12 protein-coding genes are annotated in these 15177 nt (G+C 67.8%); 1 reads left to right on the top strand and 11 read right to left on the bottom strand.

Features of this window, described 5'->3' with window-relative positions; translation table 11 throughout:
* Positions 1 to 82: 82 nt before the first annotated feature.
* The 8 genes from scpB to ACTDI4_RS00485 form a co-directional block, all read right to left on the bottom strand.
* Positions 83 to 793, bottom strand: coding sequence for an SMC-Scp complex subunit ScpB (gene scpB, locus ACTDI4_RS00520; protein ID WP_442839261.1), 711 nt, complete (start codon positions 791 to 793; stop codon positions 83 to 85).
* 2 nt (positions 794 to 795) lie between these two features.
* Complete coding sequence (locus tag ACTDI4_RS00515; protein WP_442839459.1) at positions 796 to 1764, bottom strand: DUF1403 family protein; 969 nt, start codon at positions 1762 to 1764, stop codon at positions 796 to 798.
* A 191-nt stretch (positions 1765 to 1955) separates the two neighbouring features.
* Positions 1956 to 4535, bottom strand: coding sequence for a DNA translocase FtsK (locus tag ACTDI4_RS00510; RefSeq protein ID WP_442839260.1), 2580 nt, complete (start codon positions 4533 to 4535; stop codon positions 1956 to 1958).
* Positions 4536 to 4728: 193 nt separating this feature from the next.
* Positions 4729 to 5493, bottom strand: coding sequence for an ABC transporter ATP-binding protein (locus tag ACTDI4_RS00505; protein WP_442839259.1), 765 nt, complete (start codon positions 5491 to 5493; stop codon positions 4729 to 4731).
* Positions 5490 to 6263 (bottom strand): ABC transporter ATP-binding protein, encoded by a 774-nt coding sequence (locus tag ACTDI4_RS00500; RefSeq protein WP_442839258.1) that lies wholly within the window; start codon positions 6261 to 6263, stop codon positions 5490 to 5492. Before ACTDI4_RS00500 ends, ACTDI4_RS00505 begins: the two co-directional genes overlap by 4 nt.
* A gap of 12 nt (positions 6264 to 6275) precedes the next feature.
* Complete coding sequence (locus ACTDI4_RS00495) at positions 6276 to 7418, bottom strand: branched-chain amino acid ABC transporter permease (protein ID WP_442839257.1); 1143 nt, start codon at positions 7416 to 7418, stop codon at positions 6276 to 6278.
* A 6-nt stretch (positions 7419 to 7424) separates the two neighbouring features.
* A complete protein-coding gene (locus ACTDI4_RS00490; protein ID WP_442839256.1) occupies positions 7425 to 8453 on the bottom strand; it encodes a branched-chain amino acid ABC transporter permease in 1029 nt (342 codons plus the stop codon).
* A gap of 107 nt (positions 8454 to 8560) precedes the next feature.
* Positions 8561 to 9904 carry a substrate-binding protein gene (locus tag ACTDI4_RS00485; protein WP_442839255.1) on the bottom strand — a complete coding sequence of 448 codons (1344 nt, stop codon included), beginning with the start codon at positions 9902 to 9904 and terminating at the stop codon, positions 8561 to 8563.
* 144 nt (positions 9905 to 10048) lie between these two features.
* Here ACTDI4_RS00485 and ACTDI4_RS00480 point away from each other — a divergent pair, with 144 nt between their 5' ends.
* Positions 10049 to 11578 (top strand): helix-turn-helix domain-containing protein, encoded by a 1530-nt coding sequence (locus ACTDI4_RS00480; RefSeq protein ID WP_442839254.1) that lies wholly within the window; start codon positions 10049 to 10051, stop codon positions 11576 to 11578.
* A gap of 121 nt (positions 11579 to 11699) precedes the next feature.
* Here the strand turns inward: ACTDI4_RS00480 and ACTDI4_RS00475 are convergent, their stop codons facing one another.
* Genes ACTDI4_RS00475 through ACTDI4_RS00465 form a run of 3 tightly spaced genes read right to left on the bottom strand, consistent with a single transcriptional unit; the run spans position 11700 to position 15098 of the window.
* A complete protein-coding gene (locus ACTDI4_RS00475; protein WP_442839253.1) occupies positions 11700 to 14429 on the bottom strand; it encodes an ATP-binding protein in 2730 nt (909 codons plus the stop codon).
* Positions 14429 to 14722, bottom strand: coding sequence for a hypothetical protein (locus tag ACTDI4_RS00470; RefSeq protein WP_442839252.1), 294 nt, complete (start codon positions 14720 to 14722; stop codon positions 14429 to 14431). Before ACTDI4_RS00470 ends, ACTDI4_RS00475 begins: the two co-directional genes overlap by 1 nt.
* Positions 14715 to 15098, bottom strand: coding sequence for a response regulator transcription factor (locus ACTDI4_RS00465; RefSeq protein ID WP_442839251.1), 384 nt, complete (start codon positions 15096 to 15098; stop codon positions 14715 to 14717). Before ACTDI4_RS00465 ends, ACTDI4_RS00470 begins: the two co-directional genes overlap by 8 nt.
* Positions 15099 to 15177: the final 79 nt, after the last annotated feature.

The raw sequence follows: 15177 nt of genomic DNA, 5'->3' as shown, positions 1-15177 counted from the left end.
ATCGTGCTCCAGAAACAAAGGCTTGGATCGGAACGGGGATTCCGGAGATCACCCGCTCCAAGCCGAATCCGCTGCGACGGGTTCAGCCTTCGTCTTCCCCGCCCGCCAGGCCGGCCGGGATGTCTCCCGCCAGCAGCTTTTCCCTCGACAGCAGGCCCGCATCCTCCAGCGCCTCGAAATTGGGCAGGTCGCGCAGCGTGTCGAGGCCGAAATGCGACAGGAAGGTCCTGGTGGTGACATAGGTGTAGGGTGCGCCCGGGGTAGGGCTGCGCGGGCCGGAGGCGATGAAGTCGTTGGAACGCAGGGCGCCGATCAGGTCGCGGCTGACCTCCCTGCCGAAGAAGGAAGACAGTTCGGCGCGGGTGATCGGCTGGAAATAGGCGATGCACAGCAGCACCAGCGCCTCGGTCTGCGACAACGGCCGGGCTTTTTCCGCCGCTGCCTGCCCGGCCGCGACGCGGATGATGTCGGCATAGGCCTTGCGGGTGCGGTGCTGCCAGCCGCCGGCCACCGAGACTAGCTCGTAGGGGCGCCCCGCCAGTTCGGCGCGGATGTCGTCGACGATCAGGTCGAGGTTGCAGTCCTTGCCCACCACCCTGGCCAGCACCTCGCGCGGCACCGGCTCGCTGGCCGCGAAGATGACCGCCTCCACCCTGGCCATCCATTCGCGCCAGCGCAGTTCCGGCGGCAGATGCTCCAGTTCGGTGTCGATGAGATGCGGCTGCGCCGCCTCGCGGGCGCGCCGGGCCCGATCCTGCCCGTCCGCTGCCGGTTCCGCCTGCTGCCCGGCCATGGTCACAGCCCGTAGAGCCGGAAGCTGGTGCGGCCGGTCAGCTCGCGCACCGCGCCGAACCCTTCCAGCCGCTCGAACAGGCGCCGCGAGGCGAAGCGCGACAGCCGCTTCGTGGTCAGCGTGCCCGGCACGGCATCGTCGTCCAGCAGCAGGCGGACGGCATCCGGGGCGCCCTTGGCGCGCAGCTTCGGCGTCACCTCGCAAAGCCGCGCCGCGCGCCGCGAAATCTCGCCGGCCAGCCGGCAGGCTTCGGCCGCGCCCTCGGCCAGCGCCAGGTTCAGCGCCCGCACGAAGCCGTCGTCGCCCGGCCGCAGCCTGGCCCCCCGGCCGCGCCCGCCCTCGACACGGAAGGCCGGGCCAAAAGCCTGCGCCATCAAAAGCGGCACCGGCCGCGGCCAGTGCAGGCTTTGCGCCATGGCCAGATCGGCCAGCCACCAGGCCAGCAGTTCGGCGTCGGGGCGCAGCGCCATGACCTGCGCGGCTGCCGCAGCGGCGGCAAAGGGCGCCGGTTTTCCGTCCCGTGAAGCCGTCGGCGCGGAGACGGATTGGGCGATCTCCTCCAGCGCCTCGTCGCGGGCAAGGCCGAGCAGTTCGGCAACGGCGGCCAGCGTGGCCGCATCCAGCCCCGGCGCGCGTGAGGCCAGCAGCCGCCAGGCTGCGAGCAGCGCGCCGGCCGGGCCGATCACCACGGCGGACGTGCCCGGCGCGGACGGCGGACCGTCGAGCGGCAGAAAAACCCCCGCCGGCCGCAGCGCCCAGGCATCGCGCAGCGCCGCCTCGGCTTCGGCGCGCCCGGCCAGCCGGCAGGCGGAGGCCGCACATCGCAAGGCCAGCCGCTGGTGCCAGGCGCCGGCCCAGGCCGGCTGGCCGCGCACCAGCGCATCGAGGGAGTTCAACGCCGCACCGGCAAGGAAGGCGGCTTGCGCGGCGTCGGCCACCGGCGCGGCCGGAAGCGCCCAGCCGGGCACCATGGGCGGCTCGGGCGCCGGCGCCGGCGCGGCGGCAATTTTCGCCCGGGCCGCGCGGCGCGGCGGCGATGCCGGGGCAGGCGGCTCGGACAGGGGTGCGGCTGGCAGAATCATGACGCCGAGCCTAGCGCATCGGTGCGCTTGTGGCGATTTTTCCCTGGTCAACCGCACCGCTGATTACAGGCGCCGCCCGCTCAGTCGAGCTCTTCGCGATCGGGCGAATGGTCGCGCTTGCCGAGCAGGATCTCGCGCTTGCCGACATGGTTGGGCGCCCCGACGAGACCCTCCTTTTCCATGCGCTCGACCAGCGAGGCGGCGCGGTTGTAGCCCACGCCGAGACGGCGCTGGATGTAGGAGGTCGAGCATTTCTTGTCGCGCATGACCACCTTGACCGCCTCCTCGTAGAGGGCGTCGGGGTCGTCGGCCGCGACAGCGCCCTTGTCGAAGACCGGGCCGTCGTCGACCTCCGGCTCCTGCTCGTCCTCGTCGGCGGTAACCGTCTCCAGATATTCGGGGCGGCCCTGCGCCTTCAGATGCGCCACCACCTGCTCGACTTCCTCGTCGGAGACGAAGGGGCCGTGGACACGCATGATGCGGCCGCCGCCGGCCATGTGCAGCATGTCGCCCTGGCCGAGCAACTGTTCGGCGCCCTGCTCGCCCAGAATGGTGCGGCTGTCGATCTTCGACGTCACCTGGAAGGAGATGCGCGTCGGGAAATTGGCCTTGATGGTGCCGGTGATGACGTCGACCGAGGGGCGCTGGGTCGCCATGATGAGGTGGATGCCGGCGGCGCGCGCCATCTGGGCCAGGCGCTGGATGGCGCCCTCGATCTCCTTGCCGGCCACCATCATCAGGTCGGCCATCTCGTTGACGATGACGACGATGTAGGGCATCGGCGTCAGGTCGATCTCCTGCTCCTCGAACAACGGCTCGCCGGTGCCCTTCTCGAAGCCGGTCTGCACCTGCATGACCACGACTTCGCCCTTGTCGCGGGCGGCGGCGGCGCGCTGGTTGTAGCCGTCGATGTTGCGCACCCCCAGCCGCGCCATCTTGCGATAGCGGTCCTCCATCTCGCGCACCGCCCATTTCAGCGCCGTGACCGCCTTCTTCGGATCGGTGACGACGGGGGTGAGCAGGTGCGGGATGCCGTCGTAGATCGACAGTTCCAGCATCTTCGGGTCGACCATGATGAGGCGGCATTCCTCCGGCTTCAGCCGGTAGAGCAGGGACAGGATCATGGTGTTGATGGCCACCGACTTGCCCGAGCCGGTGGTGCCGGCCACCAGCAGATGGGGCATCTTGGCAAGCTCGGCGATGACAGGCTCGCCGCCGATGGTCTTGCCGAGGCCGAGCGCCAGCTTGGCGCTGCTGTTGCGGAAGCCGTCCGAACAGATCAGCTCGCGGAAATAGACCGTCTCGCGCGTCTCGTTCGGCAGCTCGATGCCGATGACGTTGCGGCCCGGCACCACCGCGACGCGCGCGGAAATGGCCGACATGGACCGCGCGATGTCGTCGGCCAGGCCGATGACGCGCGAGGACTTCACGCCCGGCGCCGGCTCGAACTCGTAGAGCGTGACGACCGGGCCGGGGCGCACATGGATGATCTCGCCGCGCACGCCGAAATCCTCCAGCACGCTTTCCAGAAGATCGGCGTTCTGCTCCAGCCGCTCCTGCGACATGTAGAAGCCCTGCCCGTCGGGCGGAAGCTGCAGCAGTTCCTCCGAGGGCAGTTCGTAACCGTCGGCCGACGCCACCGCCGCGACCTTGCCCGCCATGGGAAGCGACGGCGCGCGGGGCGGCGGCATGGTGATCTCGACGCTTCTGGCCGGCGCCGGCGGCGCGGCTTCAGCCGCCGGTGCGGGGCTGCCGGCGCGCGCATCTTGCGGTGCAGCATCGGCCGCCACGGTCTCCGCGGCAGGGGGTTCGCAGGCCGCCTCGGCCTGTCGGGGCAAAGCGGCCGCCGCGACCGGTGGCACGGGCGCGGGCGCTGCGTTCGCGTGACATTCGATGATGCGGTATCGCGCGGTGATCTCGGCAACGGGCAGGGCAGGGGATGCCGGCTGCGCAGGCACGGAAGCGGCGCGTAGCGGCTGCGCGGGCACGGCGACAGCCCGGTGGACGACATCGGCCGGGCGCACCCGCGCCAGGCGCTCGGCCAGGAAGGGCATGCCGAACTCGAAAAAGGCATGGTCGGAGAGGTAGGACCAGCGCGCGCCGCCGGGCCGCGGCCTTTCCACCGGCGCGGCGACGGGCTGCGCAGCCGGGCGCGCAGCCTCCGGCGCGCGTTGGATCGCAGACGGTGCCTGTCGCGCGATTCCCGCCGGCTCTCCGACGGCAGGCCGCGCCGGCATGGCTGCGGCCGGAACAGGGCTGGAAGGGGCAGGGCGGGCAGGGGCATGACTGGAAGAGGGTGCCGCCGCGGGGGCCGGGGCGGCGTCAGCCCTGGCTTCGACCGTGCCTTGCACACCCTTGCCGTCGTCGCCCTGCGGCGAACGCCGGGTCACGCGATCGTATTCGGGCGTGCGGGTGAAGCGGACGTTGGGAGCGAGGAAAAAATACTCCTGCCATGTGGGCCCGACGAATCCGCCCTGGTCGGAATTTGCTGCGTCGCCGGCCTTGGGCTGCATATAGGCCGCCCCGCGAAGGTTGACGACCTGGCCGGAGGCGGCCGGCTTTGCGGCATGGCCGCGCGCATCCTGCGGGCTGGAGTGCCCGCTGTCCTCGTACGCGGCCGCGCCCGATAAATTTGCCCGAGGAAAACGCATGGATGTCATACTCAAGACTCGCCGGTTGAACGTCCTCCGAGCAATAGGAACCGATGGTTAACAGGTTCTTCCAAAATGTAACTTGCGTGCAGGAAGGTGGCCTGGCCGCACATTCTGACGCGCGCGGGCAGCCCCCGCCGCCGATAGGGCGGAGACTGTTTGCCGAGGGCAAGGGCAGGGGGAGGGGGAGGGCGGGACGCCGTCAGATCGCCAGATATTCGTTGCGCAGGTCCTCGCTCTCGAGAAGCTCCCGCGCCGCGCCGGCGAAGACCAGTTCGCCCGTGTCGAGGATGACGGCGCGATCGGCCAGCCTGAGCGCGGCCACCGCGTTCTGCTCCACGATGATGGTGGTGATGCCGCGTTCCTTGATGCGAAAGACGATGCGCTCGATCTCCTGCACGATGACCGGCGCCAGCCCCTCATAGGGCTCGTCCAGCAGCAGCAGCTTCACCTCCCGCGCCAGCGCCCGCGCCACCGCCAGCATCTGCTGCTCGCCGCCCGACATGGTCACCGCTTCCTGCTTGCGGCGTTCCGCCAGCCGCGGAAAGTGGTCGTAGAGTTCATCGAGCGACATGCCGTGTCCGGGCGCCACCTGCGCCAGGACCAGGTTCTCCTCCACAGTCATGCCGGGGATGATGCGCCGGTCCTCCGGCACGAGCTGGATGCCCGCGCGCGAGGCCTGCCAGGATTTCATGGCGTGGAGCGGCTTGCCCTCCAGCCAGATTTCGCCCGAACGCAGTTGCGGATCGTCCATGCGCGCGATGGTGCGCAAGGTGGAGGTCTTGCCCGCGCCGTTGCGGCCGAGCAGCGCCAGGATCTCGCCCTTGTGCACGTCGAGCGACACCCCCTGCACGATATAGCTCTCGCCGTAATAGGCGTGGATATCGCGCACCGCGAAGAAGGCCGTCGCCGGATCGGCCTGGCTTGCAGCCGAAATCGCTTCCCGTTTCATGGTCACGACGGTCATTGCACGCTCCCGCCCAGATAGGCTTCCTGCACGCGCGGGTCCTCCTTGATCTCCTGCGGCAGGCCCGACGCAATGATGCGCCCCTGCGCCAGGACCGAGATCCTGTCTGCCAGCGAGAAGACGACATGCATGTCGTGCTCGATGATGACCTTGGTCATGCCGCCGGACTTGATCTTGCGCAGCAGCTCGATGGTGGTGTTGGTGTCGTGCCGGCTCATGCCGGCCGTGGGCTCGTCGAGCAGCAGCAGGCGCGGCCGCTGGATGAGGCACATCGCGAGCTCCAGCCGCCGCTTGTCGCCGCGCGACAGCGCGCCGGCATGGTCCTCTCGCCTGCCATGCAGGCCGATGTCGTTGAGGATGGCCTCGGCCTCGTCGCGGATTTCGCTCTCGGAGCCGACGCTGCGCAGCATGTTGATGCGGAACGCGCCGTCGCGCCGGGCAAAGGCGGGAGCCATGACATTGTGCAGCACCGGCAGGTCCGGGAAGATCTCCGGCGTCTGGAACACCCGCGAGATGCCGAGCTGGTTGATCTCGTGGGGCGCCTTGCCCGTCAGCACGGTGCCGTCGAAGATGACGGCGCCGCTGGTGGGCGGGATGCGGCCGATGACGACGTTGAGCAGGGTCGACTTGCCGGCGCCGTTGGGACCGATGATGGCGTGGGTCTTGCCTTCCTCGACCTGCAGGTCGATGTCGGAGAGGGCGCGCAGGCCGGCGAAGTTCTTGTGGACGTCGGCTGCGTGCAGGATGATGTTGGGCGGTGTGGCGCTCATGAGGTTTTCCTCCTATTCCGCCGGCTGGGTGGCGGCGAGGCGCCCGGGCGCATCTTTCCGCCGCTTCAGGCGTGCCGCGAAGCGGTTGAACCCTTCCACCAACCCGCCCGGCAGGAACACCACGATCAGCACGAACATCAGGCCGAGCGTCAGATGCCAGCCCTCGCCCACGAACTTGGACAGCACCGTCACCACGAAGCCCTGCACGCCGTCCGGCAGGAAGGAGAAGAAGCTGTTGAGCATGTTGGTGTTGATGGCCGAGAAGATGTTCTCGAAATACTTGATCAGCCAGGCGCCGATGACCGGCCCGAACAGCGTGCCGACGCCGCCGAGGATGGTCATCAGCACGACATTGCCGGATTCGGTCCACTTCATGCGCTCCGCGCCCGCCAGCGGATCGGTGATCGAAAGAAGCCCTCCCGCCAGGCCGGCGAACATGCCGGAGATGACGAAGGCGGCCAGCATGTAGGGCCGGGTGTTGAAGCCGGTATAGTTCATGCGGGTCTGGTTGGACTTGATGCCGCGCAGCGCCATGCCGAAGGGCGAGGCGAAGATCTTCTGCGACACGTAGAAGGCCAGGATCAGGATCACCGCGCACAGGTAGAAGCCCGCATAGCCGGTGACCGGGCCGCCCAGCAGGGTCGGCTGCGGCAGGCCGGCGACATTGGCCTGGGCGCCGAAGAGGGCGTCGATGTAGCGCGGGTCGTCGCGCGCCAGCAACAGGCCGGTCTCGCCGTTGGTGATCGGCGTCAGCACCGAATAGGCGAGGCTGTAGCACATCTGGGCGAAGGCCAGCGTGAGGATGGAAAAATAGATGCCGGTGCGGCGCAGGCTGAAATAGCCGATGACGAGCGCGAACACGCCGGTGACGATGACGGCGAACACCATGGCCGGCAATATGTCCATGGTCAGCAGCTTGAACGACCACACCGTCGTGTAGGAGCCGACGCCGACGAAGGCGGCATGGCCGAAGGAGAGATAGCCGGTGAGGCCGAACAGGATGTTGAAGCCGATGGCGAAGATCGCATAGATCGCGAATTTCTGCATCAGGCCGGGATAGGCGGCGCCCAGCGGCGCCAGCCAGATCGGCATGGTCAGCACCACGACGGAAAATGCCGCGAGTGCAACGAGGTCCTTGCGAGAAAGCGAGAACATGGCCGGTCAGCTCTCCATGATTCCGCGCCGTCCCATCAGGCCGCGCGGCCGCACGAGCAGGATGACGACTGCGACGAGGTAAATGATGACCTGGTCGATGCCGGGGATGAGGGATTTCACCTCGGTCATCGAGGCGAAGGACTGCAGGATGCCGAGCAGGAAGCCGGCGGCCACCGCGCCCGACAGCGAACCCATGCCGCCGACCACGACGACGACGAAGCTCAGCACCAGGAAATCCATGCCAAGGTGATAGTTGGGCGCCAGCAGCGGCGTGTACATGACGCCGGCCACGCCGGCGACCACGGCCGCGAGCCCGAAGACGATGGTGAAGCGCCGGTCGATGTCGATGCCCATCAGCCCGACGGTTTCGCGATCGGCCATGCCGGCGCGGACGACCATGCCGAAGGTGGTGAACTGCAGGAAGGCGAAAACGCCGCCGATGACCAGGCCCGAGAACAAGAGGTAGATCAGCCGCCACCACGGATAGGTCAGCACGTGCGGAGCCATGCCGAACCAGGCGCCGATGTCGGCCGCGCCGCGCAGGTCGGTGGGGATGGGCTGCGGCACCGGATTGGCGCCGAAGAAGCTCTTGACGATCTCCTGCAGCACGATGGCCAGGCCGAAGGTGACGAGGATCTGCTCGGCATGGCTGCGCTTGTAGAAATGCTTGATGATGCCGCGTTCCATGGCGATGCCGATGGCCAGCATCACCGGAACGGCGAGCAGAATGGAGATCGGCACCGAATAGTCGACCAGCACGGCGCCGAAATCGCCGAACCAGTTCTGCACCAGGGGCGTGCGCACCTCCACCGGCGCGCCCCAGGGCGACAGCTTCTCGGGGTCGACCGTCACCGTTTCCAGGGTGATGAGATAGCGGAAGGTGACGGCGCAGAAGCAGCCGAGCATGAACAGCGCGCCATGGGCGAAGTTCACCACGCCAAGCGTGCCGAAAACCAGTGTGAGGCCAAGGGCGATCAGCGCATAGGCGCCACCCTTGTCCAGCCCGTTGAGCAACTGGGCCAAGAACACGTTCATCAGGACAACCCCTCGATGCGGGACGGTGCGGGCACCGGGCGAGAAAGGCGGCAAGCGGCCCTTGCCCCGCCTGCGCGGGGCAGGCGGGACAAAGGCCTAGGCTGCCGTCAGCACTTGTTGGGTTCGTAGGGTCCCAACTCGCCGCCGAAGATCGAGGCGTCGTAGGTGACGTCGTCGCGCGTCGTCTTGCCGATGACGTTGAGCACGTCGAAGCGGCTGGAGGGGTTCTCGTTGCCGCGCACGACCAGCACTTCCTTGAAGCACTGATGGTCGCTGTCGCGATAGACGGTGTGGCCGTTGCCCATGCCGTCGAACTCGAAGCCTTCCAGCGCCTTGATGACCTCGGGCGGGTAGAAGGTGCCGGCCCGTTCCACGGCGTCGGCATAAAGGATGGTCTGCACGTAGCCGGTATGGGCCGACTGCGAGGGCGGTTCGCCATAGGCTTCGCCATAAGACTTGGTGAAGGCCTTGGTGCCCTCGTCGTCCAGCGACCATTGCCAGTTGGAGGTGCCGATGATGCCCTTGACCGCCTCGCCGGCGCCCACGGCCATCAATTCGGAGAACATCGGCACGACGATCTCGAAATTCTTGCCGTTGGCCTGGCGCTCGCGCAGGCCGAACTGCACGGCCTGCGGCAGCGAGTTGACCATGTCGTGGCCGTAGTGGTTGAGGATGAGCACGTCGGCGCCGGAGTTCAGCACCGGGGTGAGATATTGCGAATAGTCGCCGAGGCCGAGCGGCGTGCGCACGGTGGCCACGGTCTCCCAGCCGAGCGCCTCGGTGGCGTTCTTGATCGATTCCTCCTGGGTCCAGCCCCAGGTGTAGTCGGCGGTCAGGTGATAGGCCCGCCGCTCGGTGCCGTACTCCTTGGCCAGGAACGGCGCGATGGCCACGCCCGACTGGTAGGCGTTGAAGAAATGCCGGAAGCCGTAGCGGCGCTTGTCCTTGCCGGTGGTGTCGTTGGAATGGGTCAGGCCGGACATGTAGATCACGCCCATTTCCTGGCACAGGCTCTGCTGCGCGATCGCCTCGCCGGAGGTCACCGAGCCGGTGACCATGATGGCCTTGTCGCGCTCGATCATGCGGCGGGCGCCGTCGCGCGCGGCGTCGGTGTTGGTCTGGGTGTCGCCGGTGACATATTCGACCTTGCGGCCGAGCACGCCATTGCCCTTCAGCGCCACCGGCTTCAGGGTCTTCAGCAGGCCGCCGTCGCCCTCGCCGTTGATGTGCTTGACGGCCAGTTCGTAGCCCTTGAGCTGCTCCAGGCCCTCCTCGGCATAGGAGCCGGTCTGCGGCACGTTGAAGCCGAGCACGATCCTGCCGTTGGCCGGATCGTTGCAGAAGTCCTGGGCCCACGCGCCCTTGATGAAGATGTGGGGCATGCCGAGCGCGGCAATGCCGGCGCCCGCGCCCTTGAGCAGGTTTCGCCTGTTGGTCCGGAAATTCGTCATGTCGTCTCCTCCATGCGGCCGACGCTTCGGTTCCGCGCGCAGAGACTGGCACAAAAAGTCATTATCTCAATAAGTATTTGACATTAAAAGTGTTTTTTGTCAAAAATCGAAAAACAGTCAATTCACTTCTGTAAAGAATTTACAATGGCAAAGGTCCGGACCCCGATCGGCGCCCGCATCCGGCGCAAGCGCATCGCCGCAGGGCTGTCGCAGGTCGCGCTGGCGCGGGCCCTCGGCATCTCGGCCAGCTACCTGAACCTGATCGAGAACAACAAGCGCGATATCGGCGGCAAGCTGCTGCTGCGCATCGGCGAGCGGCTGGGCATCGACCTGGAGCACCTGTCGGGCGAGAGCGAGGCACGCACCATCGCCGCCATCGGCGAGTTGATGGCCGAGCCGGTGATGACCGGCATCGAGATCGGGCCGGCCGCGATCCGCGATCTCGTCGCCCGCTTCCCCGAAGCGGCGACGGCCCTTGCCCGCCTGCACCGCGCCAACGCCGACGCCACGGTCGAGATCGAGGTGCTGCGGCATCGGCTGAAGTCGGACCCGCTGCTGTCGCAACTCCTGCACGAAATCCTCAACCGCATCGCCGGCATCAAGTCCGGCGCCGAGATCCTGGCCGACATTCCCGACCTCACCGAAGCCGAGCGTGCCCGCTTCATCGCCACCATCAATTCGGAAGCGCGCGACCTGGTGCCCACCACCCGCAACCTGGTCGACTATTTCGACCAGGCGGCGGCCCGCCAGCGGCATGTCTCCCCCATCCGCGAGGTGGACGAGGCGATCATCGCCCACAACAACCATTTCCCCGCGCTCGAACAGGCGGCGCAGGACCTGCGGCGGGAAGTGGCCGTGGGCGGAAGGCTGGAGGAGGCCGCGCTCGCCGCCGCGCTGGAGGCGCGCTTCGGCATCGCCTGCCGCATGCTGCCGGCTTCGGGCGTTCCGCCGGAAGACGGCGGCGACGCGCTCTGGTTCGCGGAAACCATGGCCCGCCCCGCGCGCCTGTTCCGCATGCTGCGGACCTACGCCGCGCAGGCGGCTTCCTCCGGCCTTGCCGGCACGGCCGCCCCGTTCGACCTTTCGACCGACGAGGCGAAGGCTCTGGCCCGGCGTGCGCTTTCCTCCTACGTCGCCGGCGCGATGATGATGCCCTACGACGATTTTCTGTCCCTGGCCGAGGAGAGGCGCTACGACGTCGAACTGCTGGCCGATCTTGCCGGCGTCAGCTTCGAGCAGGCCGCGCACCGCCTGGTGACGTTGCGCCGCAAGGGGCGCGAGGGCGTGCCTTTCGGCTTCCTGCGCACCGACCGCTCGGGCCGCCTGACCAAGCGGTTTCCCTTGCCCGGCCTGACGATCCCGGGTTTCGGCCACGGCTGCCTGCTGTGGCCCATCTACGACGCGTTCGCCGCCGGCGGCGTGGTGCGGCAGGTCTCGGTCTTTCCCGGCGGCGGCCGCTTCCTGCTGCTGGCCAGGGCCGTGTCGAAGCAGGCCGCGAGCTTCCGCGAGAAGCCGCTGGTGTTCTCGGTGATGCTGGCCTGCGACATCGTGCATGCCGACCGCACCGTCTATGGCGACGGCATCGATCTCGGCGCCAGGCCGGTCGAGGTGGGTCCGTCCTGCGCGCCCTGTCCGCGCCTGAATTGCAGCCACCGGCAGGAAATCCCCGCCTGAGTTCACCTTTGCCCGAGGCCCAGAGCGTTTCCGCTTTTCTCCGAATCGCGGAATTGCTCTAACCCTTTGTTTTGACGCAATTCCGAACGCAAAACCGCTTCGCACTTTTGCTGGAATTGCTCTAAGCCATCGCTTCCTCCGCGCCCTGCCAGGCCGGCAGCACGATGCGGAAGCAGGCGCCGGGCAGGGCCCCGCGCGTCAATTCGAGCCGGCCGTTCAGCTTGGCGACGATCTTGCGGCTGATGTTGAGGCCGAGCCCCAGCCCTTGCGAGTCGGGCGCGGTGTCGGGCTCCGCGCGCACGAACTTGTCGAAGATCGTGCTGTGATACTGACGCGGAATGCCGGGCCCGTTGTCGGAAATCTCGACCACGTAGCCTTCTTGCGCCAGATAGGAGGTGACGTGGACGGCCGGGGCCTGCGAATCGTTGTGCGAGATGGCATTGGCGATGATGTTGATGAACACCTGGCTGAGCCGCCCCGTGTCGGCCAGGACGAGGCAGCTTCCGGCTCGCGCGCCGCTTTCGATCGAGACCAGCCGCTTGCGCGCCAGCGCCTCGCACACGGCGATGGCCTGGTCGAGCACGTCCTCGGCATCGACGGGAACGTTTTCCCAGCCGCGCTCGCCATGCTCCAGCGCGCTGAGGTCGAGGATCTCGTCGAGCAGCCGGGTGAGCCGCACGCTCTCGTTGTGGATGGTGGCGATGAAGCGCACCCTCTGCTCGCCGGTCAGGTCCTCCGGCGCCATCAGGATCTCGGCGAAGGAGCGGATGGAGGTCATCGGCGTGCGCACTTCGTGGCTGACCTGGGACAGGAATTCGTCCTTCTGGCGGTGCAGGTCCTGCAGTTGCGCGTTCGCCTCCTGCAATTGCTGGGCGGTGGAATGAAGCTCCTGCGACTTCACCTCCAGCGCATGCGAATATTCGATCGCCTGCTGGGTCTCGTCGGCGATCTGCATGACCTCCTCCAGCGAGATGGCATCGCCCGCCACCGCCTTGGTGAGCAGGATATGCGCCGAGGCCGAGCCGATCGATCCGGCCAGTTCCCGCTCCAGCCGGGCGATGAACTCGGCCGACACCCCCTGCTGGGTGGCGGTCTGCCGGTGCGGCACGCCGGCGGAATCGAACAGCGCCCGCGCCCGGCTCCACCCCAGCACCCGCTCGGCCACGAAGAACAGCTCGCTGTTGGTGGCCGAGCCGCGGATGATGCGGGGCTGGAATGAGGCCGCCCGGCGGAACACGTCCACGAACAGCGGCGCCTGGATGCGCTCCAGCGCGTTCTGGCCGGTTGCCGCCGAGACGCACAGCAGCACCGAGATGTTGGCAAGCATGCTCCAGAACACCGAATGGACGAGCGGGTCCATGCCTGCCATGCCGAACAGCGCTTCCGGGCGCAGCGCCCGTATGCCCCATGGGCCGCCGGCGACCAGTTCGGCGACCGTGGGGCTGAACGAGCCGAAGGAAGGCAGGAACAGCGTCCACGCCCAGACGACGAAGCCGGCGGATATGCCCCAGAAAGCGCCCTTCATCGTGGCGGTGCGCCAGTAGAGCGCAGCCAGCATGGCCGGCAGGAACTGGGCGACGCCGCCGAAGGAGATCAGGCCGATGGGCGCCAGCGCGTCGGAGCCCTGGGTGAGCCAGAAATAGAGGAAGCCGAGCAGCAGCATGCCGGCGATGGAGATGCGGCGGCTGCGCAGCAGCAGGCGGGCGATGTCGCGCTCGCCGGTCTCCTCGCCAAGCGACGCGGTGCGCAGGGCCAGCGGCACCACGATGTGATTGGACACCATGATCGACAGCGCGATCGAGGCCACGATGATCATCGAGGTGGCGCTGGAAAAGCCGCCGATAAAGGCGAAAAGCGCCAGCGCGTCATGGCCCGTCCTCATCGGCAGGGTGAGCACGAACATGTCCGGGTTCGAGCCCGCCGGCATGGTGGACAGCCCGTAGAGCGCGATGGGCAGGATGAACACGCTCATGGCCAGCATGTAGCAGGGGAAGGCCCAGCTCGCCGTGCGCAGGTGGTCCTCGTCCGAATTCTCCACCACCGCGATCTGGAACTGGCGCGGCAGGCAGATGACGGCGCAGGCCGACAGGAACAGCACCGCCACCCAGCGGCTGCCGAACGGCTCGGCCTCGTGGATGCGCACGCCCGCCTCCACGGCGCGCGCATAGATGTCGGCGATGCCGTCGCTGACGCCGAAGATCACGAACAGGCCGACCGCCACCAGCGCCAGCAGCTTCACCACCGCCTCGAAGGCGATGGCCGCCACGACCCCCGGATGCTGCTCGCGCGCGTTGACGTTGCGGGTGCCGAACAGGATGGTGAACAGGGCCATGCCGATGGCCACGCCGAGCGCCAGCGTCACCTCGTCCAGCGTGGCCAGATGATCCGTGCCGGCGCCCTTGGCCACCGAAACGGCCTGGATGGAGGTCGTGATGGCCTTGAGCTGGAGCGCGATATAGGGGGCGATGCTGACCACGGCGATCAGCGTGACCAGCACCGCGAGCCGGCTCGACTTGCCGAAGCGCGAGGACAGGAAGTCGGCGATGGAGGTGATGTGCTGGGTGTGGGCGATGCGGATCAGTTTGCGCAGCAGGAACCACCAGCCGACGAAGACCAGGGTCGGCCCCATGTAGATCGCAGCGAATTCCAGCCCGTTGCGGGCGGCGGTGCCGACGGCGCCGTAGAACGTCCAGCTCGTGCAGTAGACGGAGATCGACAGGGTGTAGACGATCGGCGAGCGCAGGAAGCCGACGCTGCCGCTCTTGGCGCGCGCATCCGACAGATAGGCGAGCAGGAACAGGAGGCCGACATAGCCGACCGCGGTCAGGATGACGAAATCCGGCGAAAGCATCAGGCTTGCCCGGGCGGCTCGGCCGCGGGCGGATCGACGCCTTCCGCATCGGCCTTGGGTGCGCTTTCGCGGAACTGGCGGTGAAGCGACAGCATGACGGCGCTGACGATCAGCAGCACCCAGACGGTGAACAGATAGAGCACTTCCAGCGGCACCCCGAAGGGCAGCCTCAACCCCTCGAACAGGTTGAGAAGCGGCGGGGTGAGCAGCAGGACCCCAAAGAAGGGCGCCAGGAAGGCGACGTCGTGACGGTCCCCGCGTTCCTCGCGTGACGGCGCGGGCGGCCTAGGCATGGGCGGCAGGCTGGCTTTCGAGGATGCGGCGGACGGCGTTCACCACGTCGCCATTCGCATAGGGCTTGGTGATGAAGCCGTCCGCCTTGAGGTCGAGCGCGGCCTGGCGATCATATTGCTGGCCGCGCGCGGTCAGGATCACCACCGAGGTGGCGGCCATCGCCTCGGTCGCGCGCAGCGCCTTGAGCACGTCGAGGCCGCCGCGCTTCGGCAGCATGATGTCGAGAAGCACCATTCGCGGGCGGATCCTGAGCGCGGCCTCCAGCGCCGCCTCGCCGTCGCGCGCCACATCCACCGACCACCCGCAGCGGGTGAGGATGAATTCAAGCGAATCCAGGATCGCCGGCTCGTCTTCGACGATAAGAATATCCGTCATCACAGCAGCCCCTCCCAAGGCCGTGTACGGTTTTGCCGCTCCGGGCAATGCGGTCGTCGCCGGAATCCCCGAACCTCCG

The organism is Mesorhizobium sp. PUT5, from assembly GCF_052216645.1.
GTDB lineage: Bacteria > Pseudomonadota > Alphaproteobacteria > Rhizobiales > Rhizobiaceae > Mesorhizobium.
This window is presented reverse-complemented; position numbering and strand designations above follow the sequence as displayed.

Excerpts from the sequence above, each read along its gene's own strand:
- ACTDI4_RS00485 (WP_442839255.1), bottom strand. The coding sequence starts at position 9,904 with ATGACGAATTTCCGGACCAACAGGCGAAACCTGCTCAAGGGCGCGGGC.
- ACTDI4_RS00505 (WP_442839259.1), bottom strand. The coding sequence starts at position 5,493 with ATGACCGTCGTGACCATGAAACGGGAAGCGATTTCGGCTGCAAGCCAG.
- ACTDI4_RS00465 (WP_442839251.1), bottom strand. The coding sequence starts at position 15,098 with ATGACGGATATTCTTATCGTCGAAGACGAGCCGGCGATCCTGGATTCG.
- ACTDI4_RS00480 (WP_442839254.1), top strand. The coding sequence starts at position 10,049 with ATGGCAAAGGTCCGGACCCCGATCGGCGCCCGCATCCGGCGCAAGCGC.
- ACTDI4_RS00475 (WP_442839253.1), bottom strand. The coding sequence starts at position 14,429 with ATGCTTTCGCCGGATTTCGTCATCCTGACCGCGGTCGGCTATGTCGGC.
- ACTDI4_RS00470 (WP_442839252.1), bottom strand. The coding sequence starts at position 14,722 with ATGCCTAGGCCGCCCGCGCCGTCACGCGAGGAACGCGGGGACCGTCAC.
- ACTDI4_RS00500 (WP_442839258.1), bottom strand. The coding sequence starts at position 6,263 with ATGAGCGCCACACCGCCCAACATCATCCTGCACGCAGCCGACGTCCAC.
- ACTDI4_RS00510 (WP_442839260.1), bottom strand. The coding sequence starts at position 4,535 with ATGACATCCATGCGTTTTCCTCGGGCAAATTTATCGGGCGCGGCCGCG.
- ACTDI4_RS00495 (WP_442839257.1), bottom strand. The coding sequence starts at position 7,418 with ATGTTCTCGCTTTCTCGCAAGGACCTCGTTGCACTCGCGGCATTTTCC.
- ACTDI4_RS00490 (WP_442839256.1), bottom strand. The coding sequence starts at position 8,453 with ATGAACGTGTTCTTGGCCCAGTTGCTCAACGGGCTGGACAAGGGTGGC.
- scpB (WP_442839261.1), bottom strand. The coding sequence starts at position 793 with ATGGCCGGGCAGCAGGCGGAACCGGCAGCGGACGGGCAGGATCGGGCC.
- ACTDI4_RS00515 (WP_442839459.1), bottom strand. The coding sequence starts at position 1,764 with ATGGTGCCCGGCTGGGCGCTTCCGGCCGCGCCGGTGGCCGACGCCGCG.